Origin of the sequence: Halolamina pelagica (assembly GCF_001307315.1) — an archaeon.
Taxonomy (GTDB): domain Archaea; phylum Halobacteriota; class Halobacteria; order Halobacteriales; family Haloferacaceae; genus Halolamina; species Halolamina pelagica_B.
In genome coordinates, this window is the sequence record NZ_LGUC01000001.1 from 868,526 (window position 1) to 892,559 (window position 24,034).

At 70.0% G+C, this 24,034-nt stretch carries 15 protein-coding genes and 8 pseudogenes; 9 read left to right on the forward strand and 14 right to left on the reverse strand.

The annotated features are described in order from the left end of the window. Positions 1-149 precede the first annotated feature (149 nt). A pseudogene (locus tag SY89_RS04595) lies at positions 150-877 on the forward strand (RAD55 family ATPase). On the opposite strand, the gene SY89_RS04600 reads toward SY89_RS04595, so the two are convergent. The 3 genes from SY89_RS04600 to SY89_RS04610 form a co-directional block, all read right to left on the reverse strand. Beyond that, entirely contained in the window at positions 874-1,215 is a 342-nt protein-coding gene (locus tag SY89_RS04600; RefSeq protein WP_054583329.1) for a winged helix-turn-helix domain-containing protein, read from the reverse strand. The pseudogene SY89_RS04595 and the gene SY89_RS04600 sit on opposite strands and share 4 nt — an antisense overlap. Positions 1,216-1,300: 85 nt before the next feature. After that, positions 1,301-1,720, reverse strand: coding sequence for a Fe-S cluster assembly sulfur transfer protein SufU (sufU, locus tag SY89_RS04605; RefSeq protein WP_054583330.1), 420 nt, complete (start codon positions 1,718-1,720; stop codon positions 1,301-1,303). 75 nt (positions 1,721-1,795) lie between these two features. Continuing rightward, positions 1,796-3,070, reverse strand: coding sequence for an aminotransferase class V-fold PLP-dependent enzyme (locus SY89_RS04610; protein ID WP_054583331.1), 1,275 nt, complete (start codon positions 3,068-3,070; stop codon positions 1,796-1,798). 297 nt (positions 3,071-3,367) lie between these two features. Here SY89_RS04610 and SY89_RS15735 point away from each other — a divergent pair, with 297 nt between their 5' ends. Then, positions 3,368-4,105: a high-potential iron-sulfur protein gene (locus SY89_RS15735; RefSeq protein WP_080506596.1), complete on the forward strand. Its 738-nt coding sequence runs from the start codon at positions 3,368-3,370 to the stop codon at positions 4,103-4,105. Between the two features lie 56 nt (positions 4,106-4,161). On the opposite strand, the gene SY89_RS04620 is transcribed toward SY89_RS15735, so the two are convergent. Together SY89_RS04620 and SY89_RS04625 are read right to left on the reverse strand one after the other, a co-directional pair. Then, positions 4,162-4,464 (reverse strand): DUF424 domain-containing protein, encoded by a 303-nt coding sequence (locus SY89_RS04620; RefSeq protein ID WP_054583332.1) that lies wholly within the window; start codon positions 4,462-4,464, stop codon positions 4,162-4,164. Then, on the reverse strand, positions 4,464-5,207 hold the full coding sequence (locus tag SY89_RS04625; protein ID WP_054583333.1) for a tetratricopeptide repeat protein: 744 nt from the start codon (positions 5,205-5,207) through the stop codon (positions 4,464-4,466). The genes SY89_RS04620 and SY89_RS04625 overlap by 1 nt, the downstream gene beginning before the upstream one ends. Before the next feature lie 82 nt (positions 5,208-5,289). Here SY89_RS04625 and thpR point away from each other — a divergent pair, with 82 nt between their 5' ends. Continuing rightward, positions 5,290-5,868: an RNA 2',3'-cyclic phosphodiesterase gene (gene thpR / locus SY89_RS04630; protein ID WP_054583334.1), complete on the forward strand. Its 579-nt coding sequence runs from the start codon at positions 5,290-5,292 to the stop codon at positions 5,866-5,868. Positions 5,869-5,954: 86 nt separating this feature from the next. Next, positions 5,955-6,233: a hypothetical protein gene (locus SY89_RS04635; protein WP_054583335.1), complete on the forward strand. Its 279-nt coding sequence runs from the start codon at positions 5,955-5,957 to the stop codon at positions 6,231-6,233. Positions 6,234-6,284: 51 nt separating this feature from the next. On the opposite strand, the gene SY89_RS04640 is transcribed toward SY89_RS04635, so the two are convergent. After that, entirely contained in the window at positions 6,285-7,064 is a 780-nt protein-coding gene (locus SY89_RS04640; RefSeq protein WP_054583336.1) for an NRDE family protein, read from the reverse strand. Positions 7,065-7,119: 55 nt separating this feature from the next. Between SY89_RS04640 and coaBC the strand changes: the two are divergent. Further along, positions 7,120-8,285, forward strand: a pseudogene (gene coaBC, locus SY89_RS04645) (bifunctional phosphopantothenoylcysteine decarboxylase/phosphopantothenate--cysteine ligase CoaBC). A gap of 13 nt (positions 8,286-8,298) precedes the next feature. Here the strand turns inward: coaBC and mutL are convergent. The 4 genes and pseudogenes from mutL to SY89_RS04665 form a co-directional block, all read right to left on the reverse strand. Continuing rightward, a pseudogene (mutL, locus tag SY89_RS04650) lies at positions 8,299-10,553 on the reverse strand (DNA mismatch repair endonuclease MutL). Positions 10,554-10,555: 2 nt separating this feature from the next. Continuing rightward, complete coding sequence (locus tag SY89_RS04655; protein ID WP_054583337.1) at positions 10,556-10,939, reverse strand: NUDIX domain-containing protein; 384 nt, start codon at positions 10,937-10,939, stop codon at positions 10,556-10,558. 81 nt (positions 10,940-11,020) lie between these two features. Further along, positions 11,021-13,718 (reverse strand): annotated as a pseudogene (mutS, locus tag SY89_RS04660) (DNA mismatch repair protein MutS). A 320-nt stretch (positions 13,719-14,038) separates the two neighbouring features. After that, positions 14,039-14,689, reverse strand: coding sequence for a DsbA family oxidoreductase (locus tag SY89_RS04665; RefSeq protein WP_394325729.1), 651 nt, complete (start codon positions 14,687-14,689; stop codon positions 14,039-14,041). A 91-nt stretch (positions 14,690-14,780) separates the two neighbouring features. On the opposite strand from SY89_RS04665, the gene SY89_RS04670 reads away from it, so the two are divergent. Then, entirely contained in the window at positions 14,781-16,211 is a 1,431-nt protein-coding gene (locus tag SY89_RS04670) for an amidohydrolase family protein (RefSeq protein ID WP_054583338.1), read from the forward strand. Positions 16,212-16,349: 138 nt separating this feature from the next. On the opposite strand, the pseudogene ppsA reads toward SY89_RS04670, so the two are convergent. From ppsA to SY89_RS04690, 4 genes and pseudogenes are all read right to left on the reverse strand, one after another. Next, positions 16,350-18,616: pseudogene (gene ppsA / locus SY89_RS04675) on the reverse strand (phosphoenolpyruvate synthase). Between the two features lie 76 nt (positions 18,617-18,692). Beyond that, positions 18,693-19,004 carry a hypothetical protein gene (locus SY89_RS04680; protein ID WP_054583339.1) on the reverse strand — a complete coding sequence of 104 codons (312 nt, stop codon included), beginning with the start codon at positions 19,002-19,004 and terminating at the stop codon, positions 18,693-18,695. A gap of 71 nt (positions 19,005-19,075) precedes the next feature. Beyond that, a complete protein-coding gene (locus SY89_RS04685; protein WP_054583340.1) occupies positions 19,076-20,176 on the reverse strand; it encodes an aldo/keto reductase in 1,101 nt (366 codons plus the stop codon). A gap of 70 nt (positions 20,177-20,246) precedes the next feature. After that, a pseudogene (locus SY89_RS04690) lies at positions 20,247-21,391 on the reverse strand (DHH family phosphoesterase). Between the two features lie 86 nt (positions 21,392-21,477). On the opposite strand from SY89_RS04690, the pseudogene SY89_RS04695 reads away from it, so the two are divergent. The 3 genes and pseudogenes from SY89_RS04695 to SY89_RS04705 all read left to right on the forward strand — a co-directional run bounded on the left by SY89_RS04695 (position 21,478) and on the right by SY89_RS04705 (position 23,942). Next, a pseudogene (locus SY89_RS04695) lies at positions 21,478-22,106 on the forward strand (protein-L-isoaspartate(D-aspartate) O-methyltransferase). Between the two features lie 46 nt (positions 22,107-22,152). Then, positions 22,153-23,100 carry a methyltransferase domain-containing protein gene (locus SY89_RS04700; RefSeq protein ID WP_054583341.1) on the forward strand — a complete coding sequence of 316 codons (948 nt, stop codon included), beginning with the start codon at positions 22,153-22,155 and terminating at the stop codon, positions 23,098-23,100. A gap of 42 nt (positions 23,101-23,142) precedes the next feature. After that, a pseudogene (locus SY89_RS04705) lies at positions 23,143-23,942 on the forward strand (protein-L-isoaspartate O-methyltransferase family protein). Positions 23,943-24,034: the final 92 nt, after the last annotated feature.

Sequence of the window (24,034 nt, forward strand, 5' to 3'; positions counted from 1 at the left end):
GACCGCATCGTCCCCACGCAGTGCCGGATTCTCCGGCGTTTCCCGCTGTGACAGCGTGATTCGTCTGCTGCGTGTCCCGCAACGAGCCGTCGGAACCGTGACAGACCCGGTGGGCTTAATTCCCTCCGCGACGCTACGTCACGCTATCCATGGTCGACGTTACCGAGACCGGGGTCGACGGTCTCGACGCGATTCTCAACGGCGGTATCGTCGATAACTCGACGGTGCTGGTCAGCGGCAACCCCGGGACCGGCAAGAGCATCTTCGGCATCCAGTACCTCTACAACGGGGTGAGGGAGTTCGACGAACGAGGGATCTACATCTCTTTCGAGGAGAACGCCGAGGACATCCGGCAGGCCGCGGAGTCGGTCGGGTTCGAGGAGTGGGGCGAACTAGTCGACAACGGCGACATCAAGGTGTACGACAAGTCGACGATGCTCCGGGAGGAGGACTTCAACACCGCGATCGACCGCCTCCTGCAGGACTTCGCCGGCACCACGTACGACCGGCTGGTGCTCGACTCCCTGACGATGTTCAGCCTCTTCTTCGACGACGAGACCGAGAACCGCACGTACCTGCTGAAGTTCTCGGACATCCTCAAGAAGAACGGGCTCACCTCGCTGTTGATCAACGAACAGGGGGCGGTGTTCCCCGAAACCGAGATCGGCCTGGAGAACTTCCTCACGGACGGCAACATCTACTTCATCCAGACGCCGACGGACAACGGCGTGAACCGCTACATCTGGGTCGCGAAGATGCGCAAACAGGACATCAACACCGACATCTTCCCCATGGAGATCGGCGAGGGGGGATCACCGTCTACGAGCGGGCCGGCGGCTTCTCGATGATGGGCAGCGAGGAGCAGCCGGGGTTCTAGCTCTGGCCCTGTGACATCCGGCGCCAGACCTCGTCGAGCTTGTTGGTCACGTCCGAGCGCTGCTCGAGTTCGACGCTGAGCTCCTCCCGAAAGTCGATAGTGATCTCGTCGATGCAGCGACGGTACACCTTGATCCGGCGGTGCTCCTCAGAGAGCGGGCGGTCGTGGAGCTCCAGCAGGTCCGCATCGGTCAGCTCGTCGATGCGGCGGTAGCAGGTCGCAATCGGCACGTCGAGCTGGTCCGAGAGCTCCTGTGCGGATTTCGGCTCGCTCGCCGCGTCGAGGATCTCCGGGTTGTACTTGTTCCCGAGCACCTCGAGGATCTCGTCCGAGGCCATTCGTTATCGCAGATGAGACGGTGTTTCAAAAACGTACCGCCACACGGAGTCGCTAGCGCCCGCCCAGAATCAATCGCGATACTGACTACTCTTCGGTGATCGTCCGCTCCTTCTCGTCGAGTTCGCCGCGATAGAGCTTCGCGCCGTCCTGGGCGACCTGCCGGGCCAGCACGGCACACTTGATCCGCATCGGCGAGATCTCGACGCCGAGCATCTCGGTGATGTCGTCGGTGTCCATCGCCTGCAGCTCCTCGATGCTCTTGCCGGGGAGTTTCTTGGTGAGCAGCGACGCCGCCGCCTGCGAGATGGCGCAGCCGTCGCCGGTGAACGAAATCTCCTCGATCGTCTCGTCGTCGTCGGCCAGCTTCACGTCGACCTTGATCGTGTCCCCACAGGAGGGATTCTCTCCCACGTGCGAGAAGTCCGGGTCCGGCATCTCCCCGTAGTTGCGCGGATTCTTGTAGTGATCGAGGATCTGCTGCCGGTACATGTCCGAGCCACTCATGCCTCGAAACAGGCGGTTTCGCCGGAAAAGGGTTCCGGGGGCGGCACCCGGGCCGACGTGTTCGTCGACGGCGGCTCAGGCGAACAGTTGGCGGGCGGTGTCGACGGCGTCGATCAGTTCGTCGATCTCTTCGCGCGTGTTGTAGAGGTAGAACGAGGCGCGCGTCGACGCCGGGACGCCCAGCACGTCGTGCAGCGGCTGGGTACAGTGGTCGCCCGCGCGGACTGCGACCCCGTGGTCGTCGAGGATCGAGGAGAGGTCGTGAGCGTGGACGGAGTCGAGGTTGAACCCCACGAGCCCGCCGCGCTCCTCGCGGGGGCCGTAGATCTCGATGTCGTCGAACTCGGCCAGTCGGTCGTAGGCGTAGCGGGCGAGTTCGGACTCGTGCCGCTCGATCGCCGCCATCCCCACCTCCTCGAGATAGTCGATCGCCGCAGTGAGCCCGACCGCCTCCGCGATCGGCGGCGTGCCGGCCTCGAACTTCCAGGGCAGATCCTCCCACGTCGCGCCCTCGAACTCGACGCGGCGGATCATCGCGCCGCCGACGAGGAACGGCGGGAGCGCCTCCAAGAGCCGTTCCTTGCCGTAGAGCACGCCGATCCCCGTCGGGCCCAGCATCTTGTGGCCCGAGAAGGCGTAGAAGTCGGCGTCGATGGCGCCCACGTCGACCGGGCGGGTCGGCACCGCCTGCGCGCCGTCGACGAAGGAGAGCGCGTCGTGCTCGTGGGCGATCTCGGTGATCTCGGCGACGGGGTTGACCGTCCCGAGCGTGTTCGAGACGTGGACCGTGCTGACCATCGCGGTGTCGTCGTCGACTTTCGACCGGAGGTCGTCCATGTCGAGGTGCCCGTCCTCGTCGATCTCGACGTAGCGCACCTCCGCGCCCTGTTTTTCACAGAGCTGCTGCCACGTGACCAGCGAGGCGTGGTGCTCCATCTGCGTGGTGACGACGTTCTCGCCGGGCTCGAGTTCGGTCAGCCCCCACGTGTAGGCGACGAGGTTGAACGCCTCGGTGGTGTTCTTGGTGAAGACGATCTCCTCGCGGCCGTCGGCGCCGACGAACGCGGCGACCCGGTCGTGGGCCTCCTCGTAAGCGACGGAGGCCTCCTGGCTCAGGCTGTGGATGCCGCGGTGGACGTTCGAGTTGTACTCGTAGTAGTACTCGGTCATCGCCTCGACGACCTGCCGCGGCGTGTGGCTGGTCGCGGCGTTGTCGAGGTAGTACAGCGGCGTGTCGTCGGTCTCGTCCGGGCCGGGGGCGGTCACGTCGCCGCCGATCTGCCGGTCGAGGATCGGGAAATCCTCCCGGATGGCCTCCACGTCGAGGCCGGTCGCGTCGGATACAGTCATTATCGAAGGGAGGGGCTGGAGAACCAACACCCCTTCGGTAGGGGTGGAGACGCTGGCGACCCGACCAGATCAGCGCTCAGACGGCGATTCGAGGCAGAGACGCTAGCTCACCACAGCAACAGTGCAGAATTCATCGACGACCGGGGCTCAGAAAGCTCCGCTTAACAATCCGGGACTGGTTCGAAACTCGATCGATATGTCACGACGGGGTTCGTTGGGCGACGGAGAATCGAGCTACGACATGTGGGAGCGCCGGCACTACCTCGTCGCTACCGTCGGGTTAGCGGCGCTGAGTGGGTGTGGGGCGGCCCAGACGACCAGGCCGGGACGACGGAAACGACGGGGGAGCCAACAGAGACAGAAGAGCCAGCGGAGACCGAAGAGCCAACCGAGACGGAGGAGGACGGGGATGCGGAGGAACGCCCGGAAGGCGTCTCCGAAGAGGAGTTCGAGAACGGACCCGTTCCCGAGGTGTACCTGTCGGCGACCTCGCTCGGGAACGAGCAACGCGATCCGGACAACTTGAACGCGAAAGCCGACGTCGGGTTCGCCGAGTACGAGGAGGCACGGGAGAACGACGCCCACCAACCGGGGACCTGCTGTGCGAACTGCGGCGACTTCATCCCGGACAAGAACGGCGACGCGTTCGGCGCGTGCGCGGAGGTCGACGGCTACATCGACGGGGCGGACTGGTGTACGATCTACGAATCGCTGCCAGAGCCCGAAGTGCCCGAAGGGATGTCCGAATCCGACCTCCCGACCGCCGAGGTCCCCGAAGAGTACCGGACCGCGGATTCACAGACCGGCGAAACACGCGACCCCGAGAACCTCCAGACCCAGGCGGACGTTCGGCTCATGGAGTCCGTCGACGCCATCGCGGACGGACTCGCCCAGCCCGGCCAGTCCTGCGGCAACTGTGCGGAGTACATCCCGGACAAGAACGGCGACGGCTGGGGCGCCTGTGCAAAGGTCGAAGGGTACGTCGCGACCGAAGACTGGTGTGTGGTCTGGGAACACGTCACCGCCGAACTCTGATCACCCCGCTCGTCGTGACGGCGACCAGGAGGCAGTGGCGGTCGGTCGGGGACGGGCTACTGGATCTGCAGCAACTGCGCGTGCCGGGTCTCGCCGATCTCCAACACGGCCCCTTCGTCGATGATCCCGGCCTCGACGGCGACGCCGACACACTCCTCGCCGACCAGGTTGGCCACCGACGCGCGCCGCAGGCCGTCGATCACAGCGTCGGCGTCGGCGTCGACGGCGCTCTCGCCGGCGTAGAACGACTCCGAGACGGTGATGGAGACCTGCCCGTTCTCGAACGTCTGCCCCACCAGGTCGGCGTCACAGACCGAGACAAGCAGGCCGCGTTCGGTCTCTCGTTCGCGGAGCAGCATCAGTGCTGATCGATCATCTCCTGCTCGGCCGCCTCGCGGAGCTCCTCGGCGCGCTGGCGGACTTCTTCGGCCTCCTCCTCGCGGCCGACCTCCTCGAGGGCGCGGACCTTCTCCTCGAGTACTTCGGGGTTGGACATCCCGAGGCGTTGGGCGTTCTCGAAGCAGTCGACGGCGTCCTCGGCGAGCCCGCGTTCGAGCATGAAGAAGCCGCGGTTGTACCAGGCTTGCGCGAACCGCGGGTCGATCTCGACGGCGTTCTCGGCGTGGCGCAGCGCCTCCTCGCTCTGGCCGAACTCCCAGAGCGCGTAGGCGAGGTTCGTCTCCGCGGTCGCGGCGTGCTCGGAGTCGTCGTCGATGTCGATCGCCTCCTTGTACGCGCCGATCGCCGCGTCGTACTCCTCGAGTTCGGCGTGGGCGGCGCCCTTGTTCACCCAGGCCTCCTGCTCCGTGCGCGGGTCCTCGGCGAACTTGGCGGCGCGCTCGAACGTTTCGGTCGCCTCCTCGAAGCGGTTGATCTTCGTGTAGGAGACGCCGACGTCGATGAGCTGGTCGGTGTCCACCTCGTCTTTCGGGATGTTTCGCTCGTCGAGCAGGTCCGACAGCACCCTGCTGTCCACGGGGTCGACCTGGTCGGGGTCGACTTTCAGTTCGGGCGGGTCGATGTCGAACTCCTCGAACTCGTCGGGGAGTCCCTGCCCCTCCGAGAACTGGTGGTCTCGGTCCTCACGGGGGTTATCAGTCATTACCCGCGATTCGTCGTCGTCGGGGGTAAGGGTTACGCGTCCGGCCCCAACGCTTAGTCGCCGCGGGCGCGTGTCGCCGCGTATGCGCCTCTTTTTCGCCATCGACCTGCCCGAAGCACTCCACGAGCCGATCGCCGCGGTCCAGGCCGATCTCGCCGACGCCGCGGGGCTCAGCTTCACCGACCCCGCACAGGCCCACCTGACGATGAAGTTCCTCGGGGAGACGCCGACCGCGGCGGCGGCAGACGGCGACGAGCCGAGCGTCGACGACGCGAAACTCGCCGGCGCGGCCGCGGTCGACGCGGCCGATCAGGGTCCGTTCGAAGTCGAGGTCGGGGGACTCGGCGCGTTCCCTTCGACGGAGTACATCTCGGTGGTCTGGGCCGGCGTCGACGACGGCGCGGCCGCGCTCCGCGACCTCGCCGGCGCACTCGAGGCGGCGACCACCGATCGCGGCTTCGCCGCGGCGGACAACGAGTTCACGCCACACGTCACGCTCGCCCGGATGAACGACGCCCGTGGGAAGGATCTCGTCCAGGACCGCCTCCGGAACGCCGACCCGACTGTCGGCCGCTTCACCGCCGAGGAGCTCCGATTGACACGCTCGATCCGCCGCGAGGACGGCGCCGAACACGAGACCGTCGCGCGGTTCCCGCTCTGATTCCCCGGGATCGGCCGACAGCGGGCCGTGCGCTGTTCTGTCCTTCCGCACGCAACAGTTATCTCTACTGACAGCGGAGAGTGGGTATGGAACGCAGCCAGATTCAGCAGTACGTGGGCGGCCGAACCGTCGACGCCGACATCGCGACCGAGCAGCTCCGCGCCCGGTTTGCGGCGCTTCGGGCCCGTGCCGCCGAGAGCGAGGAGGCCGCGGCGGCGCGCCACCAGCTCGCCGAGCGAACGCTCGACCTGACCGAGGAGTACTTCCCCGCGGAGGTGGCGGCGCGGCGTCGCCGCGTCGCGGCTGCGGGCTTTGCGGCGGGCGTCGCCGTCGGCGCCGTGGCCGGCGCGGCCATCCGGCGATAATCTCCGCGCAGTACACTCCGCGGGCGGAAACGCTCGGGTTTTTGGGTCCTCTCAGTCCGTGCGGTCGAGCGTCGCGTCGACGGCGTCGAAGGGAGTCTCACAGGGCGGCCCATCCGCGAACTCGAACCGGACATCGCCGACGGCAGCCCCGTCGTCGTCAGCACCGGCGCCGATCCCGATGAGCGACGAGGAGACCGTGCCGTAGCCGTTCTCGTGGACGCAGACGCCGAACTCGTGGTCGCCGAGTACGCCCGCAGCGCGGTCGAGCCACGCGTCGCTCGACTCGTCGGGCTCGGGCAGTAGCGCGGTTCGAACCGCGGCGGCGTCCGTGGCCTGTTCCTGCCCGCGTTCGGCGGCCGACGCGGGGATCGCCGGCGCGTCGCTGGCGCCGACGTTGACGACGACGTGGACGCCCGGCTCCAGCTGGCGGACCAGCAGGCGGCCGTCCCACTCCAGCAGGAACGCGGCGGTCTCGTCGGCGAGCACGAGGTTGAACCCCGCGTACTCGTTCTCCTCGACGGCGTCTTCGACCAGCCGGACCGCCGCCTCCGCGGACGGCTCCCGCAGCGCGTCGCGCACGAGCAGGCCCCGCGAGCGCTCGCCCGCGAGGTCGGCGTCGGTCCAGCGGTTGGTCACGCCCACGAACAGCCCCGACTCGTTGTACCCCTGCCACGTGCCGCCGGCTTTCGCGTCCCGCGGGGCGACGACGGCGGGGGATTCTTCGATCAGCGCCGGCGGCTCGGAGGGGCGGTCTCGCTGCTCGTCACGGTTCGCCGCGACGACGACGGGCGCGTCCTCGAACACCTGCCAGGCGAGCGTCAGCGTGCACACGGGGTCGGGTAGGTGCGGCGGGTGTTTAAGCCCGCGGCGTTCGATCGGTCAGTCGATGCTCGAAGGCGTCAACGTCGCGCTCGGGGTCACCGGCAGCATCGCCGCGGTGAAGGTCGTGGAGCTCGCCCACGAGCTCCGCCGCCGGGGCGCCGAGGTCCGCGGCGTGCTGACCGAGAGCGCACAGGGGATCGTCCACCCGTGGGCCGTCGAGTTCGCGACCGACAACGAGCCCATCACCGACCTCACCGGGCGTGTCGAGCACGTCGAGCTCTGCGGCCGCGAGGGCTGGGCGGACGTGCTCCTGATCGCGCCCTGTACCGCCAACACGGTCGGGAAGATCGCCGCCGCGGTCGACGACTCCCCGGTGACGACGACGGCGACGACCGCCATCGGCGCGGGCGTGCCGGTCGTCGTCGCCCCCGCGATGCACGAACCGATGTACGACCATCCCGGCGTGCTGGACGCGATCGACCGCGTCGAGTCGTGGGGCGTCGGGTTCGTCGATCCGCGGATCGAGGAGGGGAAAGCGAAGATCGCCACCGAGGAGGCCATCGTCACCGAGGTCGCCCGGGCGACGACGCCGGACCCCCTGGCCGGCGAGCACGTCGTCGTCACCGCGGGCGCGACCAGCGAGCCGATCGACCCGATTCGGACCATCACGAACCGCGCGTCGGGGAAGACGGGTCGCGCGATCGCGAGGGGCTGCTACGTCCGCGGCGCCGACGTGACGCTCGTCCACGATGGCGAGGACGTTCCCTACGCCCACGTCCGGCGGGCCGAACGGGCGGCGGAGATGCGCGATGCGGTGCTCGCAGCGGTCGACGACCGCGCCGACGCCCTGATCTCCGCGGCGGCCATCTCGGACTTCACCGTCGACGCCGCCGACACGAAGATCAAGTCCGGCGAGGCGCGCACGCTGACCCTGGAACCGGCGCCGAAACTCATCGACGGCGTCCGCGAGGCCCACCCGTCCCTCCCGATCGTCGGGTTCAAAGCCGAGACGGGCGCCGACGACGAGGAACTGGTCGAGAAGGCGCGGGGATCCTGGACCGTGCGGGGCTCTCCTTCGTCGTCGCGAACGACGCGAGCGTGATGGGCGACGACGAGACGCGGGTGCTGCTGGTCCGGGGCGAGGGGTACGTTGCGTTCACCGGGAGCAAAGCTGAACTCGGGGCGTTGGTTGCCGAGCAGTTGAGCGACGTGTTGGCGCCGGCCGAGTAGCCACGCCCGGCGACTACTCCCGGCGACGATCCCCGTGCCCCGGGTAGTCGCGCTCGAACCGATCCCCGATCTCCTCGCCGGAGATCTCCACGATCACGGGGCGGCCGTGCGGGCAGGCGTAGGGGTTCTCACAGTCGTCAAGCGCCGACAGCAGTTCACTCACGGAGCCCTCGGTGAGCGAGGTGTTCCCCGTCACCGACGGGTAGCACGCGAGATCCCCCAGCAGGTCGTCGACGGCGTCGTCGACGGCCGCCTCGCCGTCCCCCTCGGCAACGAACGCCGAGAGCGCGTCCCGGAGCAGTTCGGGATCGAGCGTCGCGTCGAACACCGCCGGGACGGCCGTGACCGCGACCCGCCGGTCCCCCTCACGCTCGGCCTCGAACCCGATCTCCGCCAGCGCGTCGGCGTGGCTCGCGAACAGTTCGGCCTCCCGGGCGGTGAGTTCGAGCTCGACCGGCGTCGCCAGCGCCTGACTCGCCATCCCGTCGGCGAACTCCCGCTGGAGGCGCTCGTAGTTCACGCGTTCGTCGGCGGCGTGCTGGTCGATCAGCACCAGGCCGTCGTCGGTCTCGGCGACGACGTAGGTGTCCTGCAGTTGGCCAAGCACCCGCAGCGTCGGCAGCGAGTCGAACTCGCCGCCGGCCTCGGCGGTGCCGCCGCCGAGAGCCTGCTGGGTCGCCGTCGAGAACGAGTGGCCGCGGTCCGACGCCGCGTCCCGGGAGTCGGTCGTCGGCGCCGGGTCGGCCTCGCGGTCGCTCGCGCCGTCGCGCGCGGACCCGCGCGAGCGCTCCGCGTCGGGGCTGTCGGCCTCGACGCTCCCGCCGCCGCCGCCGGGCGCCGACTCCCCCGTCGACGACGCGCTCGACCCGCCGGAGAGGTCGACCGACCAGTCGTCGGCGTCGTCTCCGCCGCCTGCCTGCGGGTCGGGTGCGTCCGGTCCCGACTCAGTGCCCCAGTCGTCGATCTCTGTCGAGGCCGAATCGGCGTCGTTTCGGACCCCAGCGTCGGGCGGGGCGTCCGCCGTCGACGCGTCGGTGGCCGACCCGTCCGCCCCGTCGAGCCCCGACCCCTGCGGACGCCGCCGCGTCGCTCCGTCCGGCGTTCGGCGGCGCCGCTGGCTTCCTCGTGGCGCGTGTCGGCGCCGCCGACGACCGCCTCGTCGTCGGTTCCGGGGCGGACCGGGGTCTCGTCGGCCTGCGAGCGCCCGCGAGGGGCGGAGCTGCGGATCAACCCCTCCGCGAGCAGCGCCTCCTTGACGGCCTCGGTGACCGACTCGCGAACCCCCTGCTCGTCGTCGAAGCGGACCTCCAGCTTCCGGGGGTGGACGTTCACGTCGACGGTCGCGGGGTCGAGTTCGACGAACAGCACCGCGAACGGGTAGCGATCCGGCGCCAGTTGGCCGCCGTAGGCGTCGAGCACCGCCTCCCTGAGCGTCGACGCGGTGACGTAGCGATCGTTGACGAACGTCGAGAGGTACTCCCGGCCGGCGCGGGTCGTCTCGGGGTGGGAGACGAGTCCCTGCACGGAGTGGACGGGCGCATCGTCCTCGTCGGCGGACCACTCGACGTCGACCATCGACTCCGCGACCTCGCGGCCGTACACCGAGAGCACCGTCGACCGAAGGTTTCCGGTGCCGTCGGTGGCGAACACCTCCCGGTCGTCGTGCTCCAGCGAGACGGCGACGCCAGGGTTAGCCAGCGCGTACTGCGTGACGACGGTGTTGACGTGGTCGAACTCCGTCGCGTCGGTCTTGAGGAATTTCCGGCGGGCGGGGACGTTGTGGAACAGCTCCGCGACCTCGACGACCGTGCCGGCGGGGCAGCCGGCCGGCTCGGGCTCGCCGATGTCGCCGCCCTCGACGGTGAGCTCGTGGCCCATCTCGCCGCCGCGGGGCTTCGAGCGCACGGTCAACCGCGAGACCGCACCGATGGCTGCGAGCGCTTCGCCACGGAAGCCGAGCGTCCCGACCCCGGCCTCGAGGTCGCCGATGTCGCCGATCTTCGAGGTGTGGTGGTCCCGAACCGCGAGGTCGAGTTCGTCGGCGGTCATCCCGACGCCGTCGTCCCGGACGCGGATCCCGTCCTTGCCGCCGCGGTCGACCGCCACCGAAACGCGGGACGCGTCGGCGTCGATGGCGTTCTCGACCAGTTCCTTCACCACGGAGGCGGGGCGCTCGACCACCTCGCCGGCGGCGATGCGCTGGACGGTCGCCTCGTCGAGCGCCGTGATACGCGGCGTCTCGGTGTCGTCCGCGTCGTGTCCGGCCATGCTCAGGAGTCCCCCGCCAGTTCGATCGCCCGCTTCTGGGTGCTGTTCAGGTCGCGCTCGAGCGCCTCGTCGGGGGCGAGCCAGACCGCCCGGACGTGATCGCCCGCGAGCGTCGCCTGCTCGGTCGGGCTCCGGGCGCGGTACACCGCGGCGAAGGCGCCGCCCTCGTCGATCTCCCACGCGGAGTTCAGGATCGGGCCGTCGACGCTCGCGTCGAGCCCGGTCGTCTCCCGGATCGCCCGTTGCAGCCCAGGGACCGGCTGTTCGCCCGTGTGAAGCTGGCCGCCAGGGAGCTCCCAAACGCCGGCCTCGTTCTCCAGCAACAGCAGGCGCCGCTCGGGGCCGAACAGCACCGCCTTCTGGGTGACGGCGAACTGCCGGCTCACCGTCGACCCCCCGCCTCGACTCGCTGCGCTCGGTTCATGCGCGGACCCACAGGCCGCGTCGCAAAGAACGATGCGCTCGGCTCATTCGTTCAGCCGCGACTGCCACTCCTCGACGCGCTGCATCAACTCGACCGGCGATATCTCGGCGACGTTCGTCTCGTCGAGTTCGTCCAGCACCGCGGCGGCATCGGGGTCCGGCCCCTCCCCGTGGCCGTCGACGCCCGCCCCGCCACCGTCACCGACGGCTTCCGTCGCGTCGGCGGCAGGCTGCGATGGCTCGGTCGGGCCGCCGGCGAAGCTGCCCGAACTCAGGTCGAACACCGCCTGTTTCGTCTCGCCGTCGCCGCCGGAGCCGCGAGCCTCGATGGCTTTCTCCTCGCGGAGTCGGTCGAGTACGCCGCCCGCACGATCGACCACCGGGTCGGGCACCCCGGCGAGATCGGCCACGTGGATCCCGTAGGAGCGATCGGTCGGCCCGTCGCGAACGGTGCGGAGGAACGTCACGTCGTTCTCCTCGCCGGGTTCGCCGTCGACGGCGACGTGGACGTTCTCGACGCCGTCGAGATGGTCCGCGAGCGTCGTGAGCTCGTGGTAGTGCGTGGCAAAGAGCGTCTTCGCCCGCACCTCGTTGTGGAGATACTCCGTGGCGGCCCAGGCGATCGAGATGCCGTCGTAGGTCGCCGTCCCGCGGCCCACCTCGTCGAGGATCACCAGCGAGTCCTCGGTCGCGGAGTGGAGGATGTTCGAGAGCTCCTGCATCTCGACCATGAACGTCGAGCGCCCCTGTGCGAGTTCGTCCAGCGCGCCGACGCGGGTGTAGATGCCGTCGACGAGGCCCACCGTCGCCGAGCGTGCGGGGACGAAGCTCCCGGCCTGCGCGAGCAGGGTGATCAGGGCGGCCTGGCGCATGTACGTCGACTTCCCGCTCATGTTCGGCCCGGTGACGATCAGGAACCGCCGGTCGCGGTCGAGGTGGAGATCGTTCGGGACGAACTCGGTGGTCGTCTCGACTACCGGGTGCCGGCCGGCCTCGACGTGGAGAGCGTCGCCGTCGGTGAGCTCGGGGCGGGTCCAGTCGTTGCGTGCGGCGTGGTCCGCCAGCGAGGCCAGCGCGTCGACCTCGGCGATGGCGCGCCCGGCGTCCTGCAGGAGGGTTGCGTGGTCGGCGACGTGCTCGCGAAGTTCCTCGAACAGCTCGTACTCCAGCTCGCCGCGGGCCTCCTCGACGCGCATGATCTCGCGCTCTTTCTCCTCCAGCTCCTCGGTGACGAACCGTTTGGAGTTCTTGAGCGTCTTCACCTCGCGGTAGTGTTCGGGCACCTGGTCGGCGACGCTCTTGCCGACCTGGATGTAGTAGCCGTCGGTCTTGTTCCGGTCGACCGTGACGTGTGAGAGGCCGTGTCGGCGCTTCTCGCGGTCGGCGAGCGTGTCGAGGAACCGTTCCAACTCCTCGTGACGCTCGATGAGCTCGTCGAGCTCGGCGTCGTACCCCTCGCGGAAGATGCCGCCCTGTGTGACCGTCTTCGGTGGGTCCTCGCGGAGCGCCGCGTCGAGCTCGTCACGCAGGTCGGCTGCGGCGCCCCGATCCGGCCTGTCGAGCACGTCCGGCAACGGCGAGTGCGCCAGTTCGGTGCCGTCGATAGCGTCCTCGAGCGCCGGGAGAACGGCGAGCGTGTTCTCGACCGCGAGCAGGTCGCCGGCGTCCGCGGAGCCAGACGCAGCACGGGAGGCGAGCCGTTCGAGGTCGTAGGCGTCGTCGAGACAGTCCCGGAGCGCCTCCCGAGCGAGCGCGGCCGAAGCGAGCGACTCGACGGCGTCGTGGCGGCGGGCGAGCAGATCACGGTCACGCCGCGGGCGGGTGATCCACTCCCGGAGCAGGCGCCGGCCGGGCGAGGAAACGGTGGCGTCGATGGTGTCGAACAGCGAGCCGTCGCTCCCGCCCTGCATCGTCTCAACGAGTTCGAGGTTGCGCTGGGTGGTCGCGTCGAGGTCGAGGTGGTCGTCGGGGCGGTAGTGCTGGAGGCGGCTCATCGCCGCCGAGACGCCGAGACCAGTGTCCTCGACGTAGGCCAAGACGGCACCCGCGGCCTGCACGGCGGGGGAGTCCTCGTCGAGCCCGATGCTCGAAAGCGTGGACTCGCCGAAGCGCTCCCGAACGCGGTGCCGTGCCCGGCCGGGGCCGAACTCGTCGCTCGGCCGGAGCGTGTGGGTGGCGTCGAGGCGTTCCTGGAGCCGCGAGAGCAGCGAATCGTCGTTCCGAACGTCGGGGCCCGGCAGGAGTTCGGTGGGCGCGAACCGGTACAGTTCGGCGCTCGCGGCGTCCGCGCCGTCGACGGCCGTCACGAGGAAGCGGCCCGTGGTGATGTCCGCGAACGCGAGCCCGTACTCGCGCTCGCCGCGCCCGGCGGGGGCTTCGACGACCGCCGCGAGGTACTGCGCGTCGTCGTCGGTCGTCTCCACGAGCGTACCGGGGAGGCCAGCCGGGTGATCTCGCGGTACTTCGAGCCGTCCTCGGCGTCGAACTGGTCGGCCACCGCGACGCGGTAGCCGCGTTCGACCAGCGCGGTCAGGTAGGGGTGAGCTCCGAGAGCGGGACGCCCGCCATCGGGTAGGAGGAGCCGTGGGAGGACTTCTGGGAGATGGTCAGGTCGAGTTCGTCGGCGACGACCTCGGCGTCGTCGGCGAACAGTTCGTAGAAGTCGCCACACTGCATCAACAGCAGATCCGCGTCGGTCTCGGCCTTCAGAGAGAGGAACTCTTCGACGATACCCTGCGACATGGCACTCTCTCGGTGTGTCGGTGGCTAAAGCCCTGCGGGTCGCCCGCGCTCACGGTTTCGCCCACCCGTGGCTGGCGGGTCGTTTCACTCCCCGTTCGCTTCCGAGACGGTTTACCGCTCGCTCTGCTCGCGTTTTCCCGTCTCGCCGATAAACCGCCGTGGGTGACCGGCCACGTCTGGCCGACCGCACGGCGATGCGCGCACCGCCGCGGTGCCATCCCGGCTGGCCCCTACCCCGAACCGGGTCGGCATCGCGACACGAAAAGGAACACAGTCGAGGTATAAGTGTTTCGTGGGTGTGACTCAGTTCCCGCCCTCGATCAGGCGTTCGAGCTGTTCTGGGGGACCGCGCCGCGGGCGGCGTGGCCGTCGGCGGCGAAGGTGGGGACGCCCGTGACGCCACGATCACGGGCGTCCTCGAACTGCGCTTCGAGTCGGTTGGCCCACGCCTCGTCGGTCGCGGCCTCCCGGACTGACTCGGCGTCGAGGCCGACCGACGCCGCGGCGTCGGCGATCACGTCGGGGTCGCCGATGTCGCGGTGATCGTCCCAGTACGCCGCGAACAGCGCGTCGTCGAACGCCTCGAACTGCTCGGGCTGTTCCTCGCGGACGTAGAACGCGGCCTGCTGGGCGTTCCAGGAGTCCGTCTCGGGCACCGCGTCGATGTCGGCGTCGACGCCGTACTCCTCGCTGAGCCGTTCGACGTTCTCCCGGACCTGCTCGAAGTAGTCGTCGTCCTTCCCGTCGTCGACGTCGGACTCGATCTCGCGGTGCTCGTCGCGTTTGTACCCCCGGAGGTCGAACGGGTGCCACTCGACGGAGAGCGGCGCGTCGCGGCCCTCCCGATACAGTTCCAGCGAGGCACGACCCAGGTAACAGAACGGGCAGACGTAGTCGCTGAACACGACCACTTCGGCAGCGTCGGCGTCGGCCGCCGCATCGGCGTCGACGACGCCGTCGGATTCGGACATACCGTCTCCAACGGGTGAACTCGGAAAAGCTACTGGGTAGCGGCGTCCGTGCCCGCCGAAGCTTCAAGCGCTGTCCCGCCCAGCCACCCCCATGGACACGCTCGTCACCGGTGGGACGCTGCTCACGATGCGAGGCGATCGGCTGGGTATCGTCGATTCGGGGGCGCTCGCCGTCACGGACGGCCGGATCAGCTACGTCGGCCCGGCGGCCGAGGGGCCGGAGCCGAACGACGCCGCCGAAGTGGTCGACGCGTCCGACGCGGTGGTCATGCCGGGCCTGGTGAATGCACACGCCCACATGGCTCACACCCTCCTCCGCGGGGGCGCCCAGGACGTCCCCGAGATCGAGTGGATGAACCGCGCGCTCGGCCCACTGTCGGCCCACGCCGACGAGGCTGACCGCGCCGCCGGCACTCGGCTGGGCGTGCTGGAGGCGATCCGTGGCGGCGCGACGACGATCGCCGAGTACGCGAGCGAAGTCGGGACGCTCGTCGAGCAGGTGTACCAGCCCCTCGGTGTCGACGTGGTCGCCGTCGAGACCATCAACGAGGTGCCCGACGAGCGCGACGATCTCGGCCCGAGAGAGCTGTACCCGTTCGATCGCGAGCAGGGCGACCGTGCGCTGGCTCGGGCGGACCGGCTGTTCGAGCAGTTCGGCGACGACCCGCTCGTGACGCCGGCGTACGGCCCGCAGGCGCTGGATATGGTGTCGGCCGAGCTACTCCAGACGGTGCAGGCGCACGCCCACGAGCGCGACGCGAAACTCCACCTCCACACCGCACAGGGCGAGCGCGAGGCGATCCAGATCGAGGAGCGCTACGGCGCGGCGGAGTCGACCGTCTCGGTACTCGACGATCTCGGGATCGTCGACGACGCGCTGGTCGCCGTCCACTGTCACGGGGCGAGCCCCGACGAGCGCCGGCGGCTGGCCGAGGGCGGCGCCGCGATGCTCGGCTGTCCCTCCTCGATCGCGGCCATCGACGGGATCGTCCCCCCAGTGGCGGCGTTCCGGGAGTACGGCGCCGCGGTCGGGATCGGGACGGATCAGGCCCCGGGGCCGGGGCATCACTCGATGTTCCGCGAGGCGCGGACCGCGGCGACGCTCTCGAAAGTCGAGCACACCGATCCGACGGCGCTGACCGCGGCCGAAGCCCTGCGACTCGGAACCGTCGGCGGCGCCGAGGCGCTGGGGATTGCCGACGAGGTGGGCACGCTCGAAGCAGGCAGCCGCGCGGACTTCCTCGTCGTCGGGACCGACCGGCTCTCGACCGCGCCGGCCGTCGAGTCGCCGCTGCACACGGCGGTTCCGAACCTCGTCTACTCGACCACGGGCAGGGAGGTCCGGGACGTGTTCGTCGCCGGCGAACCGCTCGTGCGTGACCGAGCGTTCGTCGACGCCGACCCGGAGGCGGCGGTCACGGCGGCGACCGAGCGGGCCCGGGCGCTGTACGAGCGCGCGAGCGAGGACTGGCGCGCCGCCGGCTCCGAACTCGTCGGCGCCGTCGACAACGGCTGGCTCTGAGAAGGCGGGCGCAGTGGTCGTGACGCGCCGTGCCGGCTTGCGTCAGCGCTTGGGGTATCGAGCCGCTCACGACGGTGACATCGCAAAAAGGCGCTGGTCGGTACCGCTCCACGAAACGGGGCGGGCCCGTTGCTCGCCTCAGCGGACCGAGTCCAGGATCAGCTGCTGTTCCACGCGCTTGACCTCGTGTTGGACATCGCGCACGGCGTCGATGTTCGCGGAGATGCTGGAGATCCCCTTCTCGACGAGGAAGTTCACCATCTCCGGCTTGGAGCCGGCCTGGCCGCAGATCGACGTGTCGACGTCGTGCTCGCGGCAGGTCTCGATGGTCTCGGCGATGAGTTCGAGCACCGCGGGGTGGAGCTCGTCGAACCGGTCGGCGACGTGCTCGTTGTTGCGGTCGACCGCCAGCGTGTACTGGGTCAGGTCGTTCGTCCCGAAGGAGGCGAAGTCGATGCCCTGCTCGGCCATCTCCTCGACACACAGCGCGCTCGCGGGCGTCTCGATCATCACGCCCCAGTTGCGCTTCTCGGTGTCGATGTCGGCCTCCTCCATCAGCCGCTTCGCCTCGATCACGTCGTCGGCGTCGTTGACGAGCGGGAGCATGAGCTCGACGTTGTCGTAGCCCATCTCGTACAGCTTCCGGAACGCCGCCAGTTCGTGCTGGAACACGCCGGGCTTGGCGAGGCTGCGACGGATGCCGCGCCAGCCGAGCATCGGGTTGTGTTCGTTCGGCTCGTCCTCGCCGCCCTCCATCGACCGGAACTCGTCAGTCGGGGCGTCGAGGGTGCGGACGCGCACGGGGCGGGGGTAGAACTCCTCAGCGACGCCCTGGATCCCGTCGACCAGCTGGTCCTGGTAGGCCTCGCCGCCCTCCTCCTCGATGTAGCGCTCGGGGTTTTGCCCAGCGTGAGCACCATATGCTCCATCCGGAGCAGGCCGACGCCGTCGGCGCCCGTCGCGGCCGCGCGCTCGGCCGCCTCGGGGATGGAGACGTTGACTTTCACCTCGGTCGCGGTCATGGGCTTGACCGGCGTCTTGGGCCGGACCTCCTCGACGGGTTCGTGGTCCGGCTCGGCTGGCTCGGTGCGCCCCTCGATGACGGTGCCGCGGTCGCCGTCGATGGTGACGACCTGATCGTCGACGAGCTCGCGGGAGCCGCTGCCGGTGCCGACCACCGCGGGCACGCCGAGTTCGCGGGAGACGATCGCCGCGTGGCTGGTCATCCCGCCCTCGTCGGTGACGATGCCGGCGGCCCGCTTCATCGCGGGCACCATGTCGGGCATCGTCATCTCGGTGACGAGCACGTCGCCGTCGCCGACCTTGTCGAGCTGGTCGAGCTGGGTGACGACACGGACCTCACCCGAAACGACGCCCGGCGAGGCGCCGAGCCCGCGGAGGATCACGTCGCCCTCGTTCTCGGTCTCGGTCTCGCGTTCCTCCTCCAGATCCGCGTCGGCGTCGTCGATCGTGGTGATCGGCCGCGACTGGAGCATGTAGATCTCGCCGTCGGCGACCGCCCACTCCACGTCCTGTGGCTCGTCGTAGTGGTCCTCGACGCGCTCGCCGAGTTCGACGAGTGCCTCGATCTCGTCGTCGGAGAGCACGCGCTCGTTCCGCCGATCCTCCGACACCGACTCCTCGACGGTCTCGCCGGTCTCGGCGTCCTTGACCATCTTGACCTTCTTGTCGGCGACGGTCACCTCCTCGACGGAGTCGCTGGTTCGGTCGTAGACGTAGTTGTCCGGGGAGACCGTGCCCGAGACGACCGCCTCGCCCAGCCCCCACGCGGCCTCGATGATCAGGCGCGGCTCGCCCGTCGAGGGGTGGGAGGTGAACATCACGCCGGACTTCTCGGCGTCGACCATCTGCTGGACGACGACGGCGATGTCGACGGCGTCGTGCGGGAAGTCCTTGCGCTCGCGGTAGTAGATGGCGCGCTGAGAGAACAGCGACGCCCAGCACTCCTTGACGCGTTCGAGCAGGGCCTCCTCGGTGACGTTGAGGAACGTCTCCTGCTGGCCCGCGAACGACGCGTCGGGCAGGTCCTCGGCGGTCGCCGAGGAGCGGACGGCGACGAACGCCTCGCCGTTGCCCAGGTCGTCGTAGGCGGCGAGGATCTCCTCGCGCACCTCCTCGGGGAACGGCGTCTCGAGAATCAGCTCGTGGGCCGTCTCGGAAGCCGCCTTGAGGGCGGCGGAGTCCTCGGGGTCCACGTCCATCGCTGCGAACAGTTCCTCGTCGATGCCAGCCTCCTCGATGAACGCCCGATACGTCCCTGCCGTGACCACGAATCCCGGCGGCACGGGAAGCCCCGCCCCAGTGAGTTCACCGAGGGAAGCGCCCTTCCCGCCGACCGTCTCCAGGTCCGCGGCGCGAACGTCGTCGAGCCAGAGTACTCCCATCAATGGAAAAGTCCGGTCTACAGATAAAGAAGGTTCCGGACGGCCGGGGGTTACCGCCATCCGCAGCGCAATCGTGTCACTCGGTATCGTCCGGCATCGACGGCTCGGGCGGGAGCTTCGGGTCGCGGTCCGGCCGTTCGCTCGGCTCCTCGGGCTCGACGTCGGGGATCGTCACGTCGTCCATCTCCTCGAGCACCTGCTCCATCAGGTGGAGCCCGGCAGCCTTCGTCGGCGCGTCGCCGATGGCGCCGCGCTCGGAGTCGACCAGCGTCCAGAAGCCGCTCTCGTCCTCGATGAGCTGGATCTCGCGGGTGGATTCCTCGTCGGCGTCCTGTTCCGCCGTCGCCTCGGCGACAACCTCCCCGTCGTCTTCGCTATCGTCTGCCATGGGGAGGCGTTACGGACTCGCGTGGAAAACCGTTCGGGTCGGCGACGAGTCGGCTCGGCGACGCCCGCCGGCTACTCGAACACCGCGTCGAACGCCGACGCGCCGAGGGGATCGAACGTGCCGGCGGCCAGATCCTCCCGGACGGTCGCTGGCCGGCCCATTCCCACGATCGCGGCCACCACCGCCGGCGCCGACCGGGCGAAGTTGATCGCCCGCTGGGCCGGGCTGTCGCCCGCCAGCTCCGCCGAAATGTCGGGTGGGAGCCCCTCGACGAGATCGCCGCCCATCAGCGCCGAACTCGCGAACACGGACAGCCCCTCGCGGTGGGCGAACTCGAGTGCGCTCACCGCCTCGCCGCTCTCGGGGTCCTCGTGGTGGGCGCTGGTGAACGCGTCGGCCATGTGGACGTTGAACGGGAGCTGAAGCGCCGCGAGCCCGTGGTCGTCGGCATCGCGGCCGACCGACTCGGCGGCTGCCCGAGCGTGGTCGAGCACCCGCGCGAGCGAGAGGTGCCGGTCGTGATCGGGCGCCACCCGGAACGCCTCCCAGGATGCGACGCCGTAGCGGCCGATCCGGCCGCGGTCGATCTCGCGTTCTAGGTACTCGAAGGCGGCCTGAAGCTGGTTGTACACCGCCTCCCGGGATCGCGCGGCCAGCTGGGTCTCCGGGCTGTGGACGTAGTAGCAGTCGACCGCGTCGACGCCCAGCGCGTCCAGCGACCGCTCGAGCATCGCCTCGAGGAACGCGGGCGTCATCGCGTGGCTCCCGTGAGCGAGGTCCGCCGGGTCGACGAGCCCGGGTTCGAGGAACTGCTCGCGGACGTACACCGAGGGGTCGGCGGGGCGCTCGCCGTCGAACGGGACGAACCCCCCTTTGGTCGCGAGCAGCACCGCGTCGCGGCCCACGTCGGCGGCCGCGAGCGCGTCGCCGACGACGCCCTCGGCGCGGCCGGCCCGGTAGTCCGGCGCGGTGTCGAGCACGTTACAGCCGTTCTCCAGCGCCGTGACCAGCGCCTCGCGGTGGCGGTCGTCGACGGCGCGGGTCGGCTCGCCCCGGTAGCTACCGGCGCCGATAGAGGAGACGACGCCGGGGCCGAACCGCCGGAAGTAGGTGCGGCCGTACCGGTCGCCGAAGCGATCACGGTAGCGCCACGTCGCGTCGTGGGTCGCCATTGCCGGGAGCACGGCGCGGATCCGGATATGGCTGCCGTTCGACGGCTCGCCGACGGCGGCCCGCGGGCCGCTACACGTCGCCTTCGAGGCTGTCGAAAATCCGCTCGATTAGCGTCCCCCGGACAGCTCCTCCGCCGCCGGGAACTGCCCGCCGCCCATGCGGGCGTGCCCCCCGGCGCTGGCGTTTGGGATCTCCTCGACCGCGTTCTCCAGAGCGCGACCCATGTGGACGCGATCGTCCCGCGAGCGCCCCGAGAGATGCACGGTGCCGTCGCGCTCGCCGACGACGACGACCGCGGTGATCCCCTCGAGCGTGATGAGTTCGTCCGCGGCCTGCGGGATCGCGTCGGCGTTCGACAGCGTCCCCACGTCGCTGACTGCGAACGAGCCCTCGACCTGCCGGCCGGCGATGGCGCGCGCTTTCACGTCCAGGGTCTCGCCGCTGACCTGTGGGTTTGCGATGCGGTCAAGCGCGTCCTCGTCGACGCCCGGCGCGAGCGAGGCCGCCGCAGTGAAGTCCGCCGCCGCCGCGCCGGTCGTGAGGTGGCGGGTGTCCGCGAGGATTCCGTAGAGGAGGCCGGTCGACTCGCGCGAGGGCAGGGTGAACCGTGCGTCGACTTCGCTCTCGTGGACATCTGGCGGTACCGGTTTCCCACCGACGTCCTCGAAGTACTCCGCGACGATACTCGCGGCCGCGCCGTAGTCGGTCCGCACGTCGGTGAACTCCTCTCCCGTCCCCTCGCCGGGGTGGTGGTCGACGACGGCGAACGGCAGGACGCCGTGGGCGCCCTCGAACCCGCGGGGTTGGTTGTGGTCGACCAGCACGACCGCCTCGGCCGCCAGTTCGGAGACGTGATCGATTTCCTCGAGGTCCAGATCCAGCACGTTCCGGAACGCACGGTTCTCCTGGTGACGGATCTGGCCGGTGAACTGGATCGTCGCCTCACAGTCCACCTGCTCGGCGAGTCGGGCGATACCGATTGCGGCCGCCATCGCGTCCGGGTCGGGGTCGGGGTGCATCAGCACCGCCACCTGCTCCCGGTTCGCCAGCGCTTCCTTGAACTGGACGCCCACCGGCCGACGATAGCGCAGGAGCGCCAGCGCGGCCACGAGCGAGACCATCACCACCGCCGCCGCCGCGGCGACGATTTCGGGGTTCTGCTGAGCGTACCGCTCGGCTCTCGCGATCGCGTCCGCGTAGCCGGCGGTCTGCATAGATGACTCTCTCCGGCCGTGAGGGGAAGTAGTTTCGGCACGCGCTCGCCGAACGCCTTTATCCGTGCCGACCTAACTTCGGACTTATGGCGTTCGAACAGCGACGCGAACGGATGGTCGAGCGACTCCAGGCGCGTGGCGCGATCGAGCGGGAGCCGACCGCCGACGCACTGCGCTCGGTTCCCCGTCACGAGTTCGTCCCCCGGACAAACGCGGGGCCGCGTATCAGGACCGGCCACTCCCGATCGGATCGGGGCAAACCATCTCCGCGCCGCACATGGTGGCGTCGATGATCGAACGACTCGAACTCGAGTCGGGCGAGCGCGTGCTGGAGATCGGCACCGGCTGTGGCTACCACGCCGCAGTCACCGCCGAGGTCGTCGGCGACGAGAACGTCTACTCCGTGGAGTACGTCCCCGAGTTGGCCGATCGGGCGCGCGAGACGCTCGCGGAACTCGGCTACGAGATCGCGATCAGAACCGGCGACGGGCACGAGGGGTGGCCCGATCACGCGCCGTACGACGCCGCCTACCTCACGTGCGCCGCGGAGTCGGTGCCGCCGGCAGTCGTCGAGCAGATCCGTGCCGGCGGCCGCGTGCTCGCCCCCATCGGCGACACGCGACAGCAGCTGGTGCTGCTGACGGTGCAGGCGGACGGCGGGACGACGCGTGAGACGTTCGAGGGGGTGCGGTTCGTCCGGATGCAGGGCGAGTAGCCCTCGATCCCAACCGCTTTCTACCCGACTCCCCCGTCTGCGACACATGCCGACCGCTGGAGACACCGATCTCGATCTCCCGTCGCTCGCGCTGCTGTGGGCCGCCCGCGAGACCGGGCTGCTCGAGGCGCTCGTCCACGGCGCCGGCGGCGCCAGCGAGGCCGCCGACGCCGCCGGGGTGATGGAGCGCGCGGCCACGATCGTCGTCGACACGCTGGTCGACCTCGAGTTCCTTCGCCGTGTGGGCGACGCGGTCGAACCCACCAACCGCGCGCTCGGCCTGCTCGCGACCCGGGACCTACGGTCGATCGGCGGCGTGCCGACTGCACTCGACCGCTTCGACGCGTACGCCGCGCTCCCGCGGACGATGGAGAGCGGCGTCCCGCCGATCGAGTCCGACCCCGAAGCCCGTATTCGGCACCGACTGGGCGCCGCCGAAGCCGTCGATGACGCGACCGTGGCGGCGACCGTCGACGCCGCGCTGGCGGCGAACCCGGACGCGGATCGCGCGCTCGTGATCGCCGACGGCCCCGGCCGGCACGCTCGCGCGCTCGCCGACCGCGGGCTCGACGCGACGCTGCTCGAAGGGGCGAGCGTGGCCGCGGCCGTCGAACCGCTACTCGAACGGACTCCCGTGACCCTCCGGACCGGGAGCCTCGCCGGCGTAGCGTCGCGGTTCGATCTCGTCCTCGCCGTCGACGCGGCGTGGCGCCAGTCCGCGGATGAGAACCGCTTCACGACGCTGGCGATGGCCAACGCGCTGGCGCCCGGTGGCGCGGCCGTCTGTGTCGAACCGCTTCGGGACCGCTCCAGCGCCGCCGTGGCCGTCGCTGCGGCCGCACTCGCGACCGGGAGCGGCCAGCCGTATCCGGAATCGACGGTGCGTACGTGGTTCGCCGACGCCGGCCTCGAGGCCGTGGCGACGAGCGAGGTCCCGGACACGCCGTATCAGGCGATCGCCGGACGGCGACCGGACGACACATCGGGCGTCTGACGCACCGCCGAGTTCAAATACCCCCATCACCGACTCGCGGGTATGGATCCCGCGGTGCTCCGGGACGACATGGTCGACGGGCTGGAACACACCCTCGGTCGCCCGCTCCCGGAGGAACTCGGGCTCGCGATGCGGACGGTGCCGCGTCGTGAGTTCGTCGACGACGCTCCCTACGACAACCGCCCGTCGACTGTCGACGGCGCCGTCACGCTCGCCCCCGGGACGGTCGCTCGCCTCCTGACCGCCCTCGACCCCCGTGCGGACGACGACGCGCTGGTGGTCGGCGCGGGCGCCGGCTACACCGCCGCCGTGCTCGCCGAGATGCTCGGCGATCGTCACGTTCACGCGCTCGACATCGCGCGACCACAGGTGTACCGGGCCCGATCGAACCTCGAAGCCGCCGGCTACGGCGGCGTGCTCGTCGACTGCCGCGAGGGCTCGGCCGGCCTCCCGGAGTACGCCCCTACGACCGGGTTCTGGTCGAAGCCGCGGCCGTCGAACCGCCGAGGGGGCTGCTCGGGCAGTTGGCCGACGGCGGTCGGCTGGTGTTCCCGAAGGGGAACACCGACCAGACGCTGGTCGCCGTCACGCGGGACGACGACGCCCCGGACGGCTACCGACGCGTCGACGAGCGCGGGCCGGTGCGGTTCGCGCCGCTGCTAGTCGACGGCGAACAGCCCGGCGTCACTCGGAACCGGACCCGTCGGGAGGACCGCGAGCACGCCGAGCGCGGCGCCTCCCCCGGCTGGGAGCACGAGTGGCTGGACTGGGACGAGCGGCTCTCGGGGCGGGAGCGAAGCGATGGCGCGCCCAACTGGGGCGACTACGGCGATCACCGGTAAGGCGACGCGGAGATCACGTTTCGGGGCGGTACGCCGCCCAACGCTGGACCGACGAGTAGGTACCGCGGCAGCGTCGCCGACCCCAACCCGTG

Bases quoted from the DNA above. Each gene is read 5' to 3' on its own strand.
- SY89_RS04685 (WP_054583340.1), bottom strand. From the start codon at position 20,176: ATGGCGACCCACGACGCGACGTGGCGCTACCGTGATCGCTTCGGCGAC.
- SY89_RS04620 (WP_054583332.1), bottom strand. From the start codon at position 4,464: ATGCTGCTCCGCGAACGAGAGACCGAACGCGGCCTGCTTGTCTCGGTC.
- sufU (WP_054583330.1), bottom strand. From the start codon at position 1,720: ATGAGTGGCTCGGACATGTACCGGCAGCAGATCCTCGATCACTACAAG.
- SY89_RS04680 (WP_054583339.1), bottom strand. From the start codon at position 19,004: ATGGCAGACGATAGCGAAGACGACGGGGAGGTTGTCGCCGAGGCGACG.
- SY89_RS04635 (WP_054583335.1), top strand. From the start codon at position 5,955: ATGGAACGCAGCCAGATTCAGCAGTACGTGGGCGGCCGAACCGTCGAC.
- thpR (WP_054583334.1), top strand. From the start codon at position 5,290: ATGCGCCTCTTTTTCGCCATCGACCTGCCCGAAGCACTCCACGAGCCG.
- SY89_RS04700 (WP_054583341.1), top strand. From the start codon at position 22,153: ATGCCGACCGCTGGAGACACCGATCTCGATCTCCCGTCGCTCGCGCTG.
- SY89_RS04600 (WP_054583329.1), bottom strand. From the start codon at position 1,215: ATGGCCTCGGACGAGATCCTCGAGGTGCTCGGGAACAAGTACAACCCG.
- SY89_RS04625 (WP_054583333.1), bottom strand. From the start codon at position 5,207: ATGACTGATAACCCCCGTGAGGACCGAGACCACCAGTTCTCGGAGGGG.
- SY89_RS04670 (WP_054583338.1), top strand. From the start codon at position 14,781: ATGGACACGCTCGTCACCGGTGGGACGCTGCTCACGATGCGAGGCGAT.
- SY89_RS04610 (WP_054583331.1), bottom strand. From the start codon at position 3,070: ATGACTGTATCCGACGCGACCGGCCTCGACGTGGAGGCCATCCGGGAG.
- SY89_RS04665 (WP_394325729.1), bottom strand. From the start codon at position 14,689: ATGTCCGAATCCGACGGCGTCGTCGACGCCGATGCGGCGGCCGACGCC.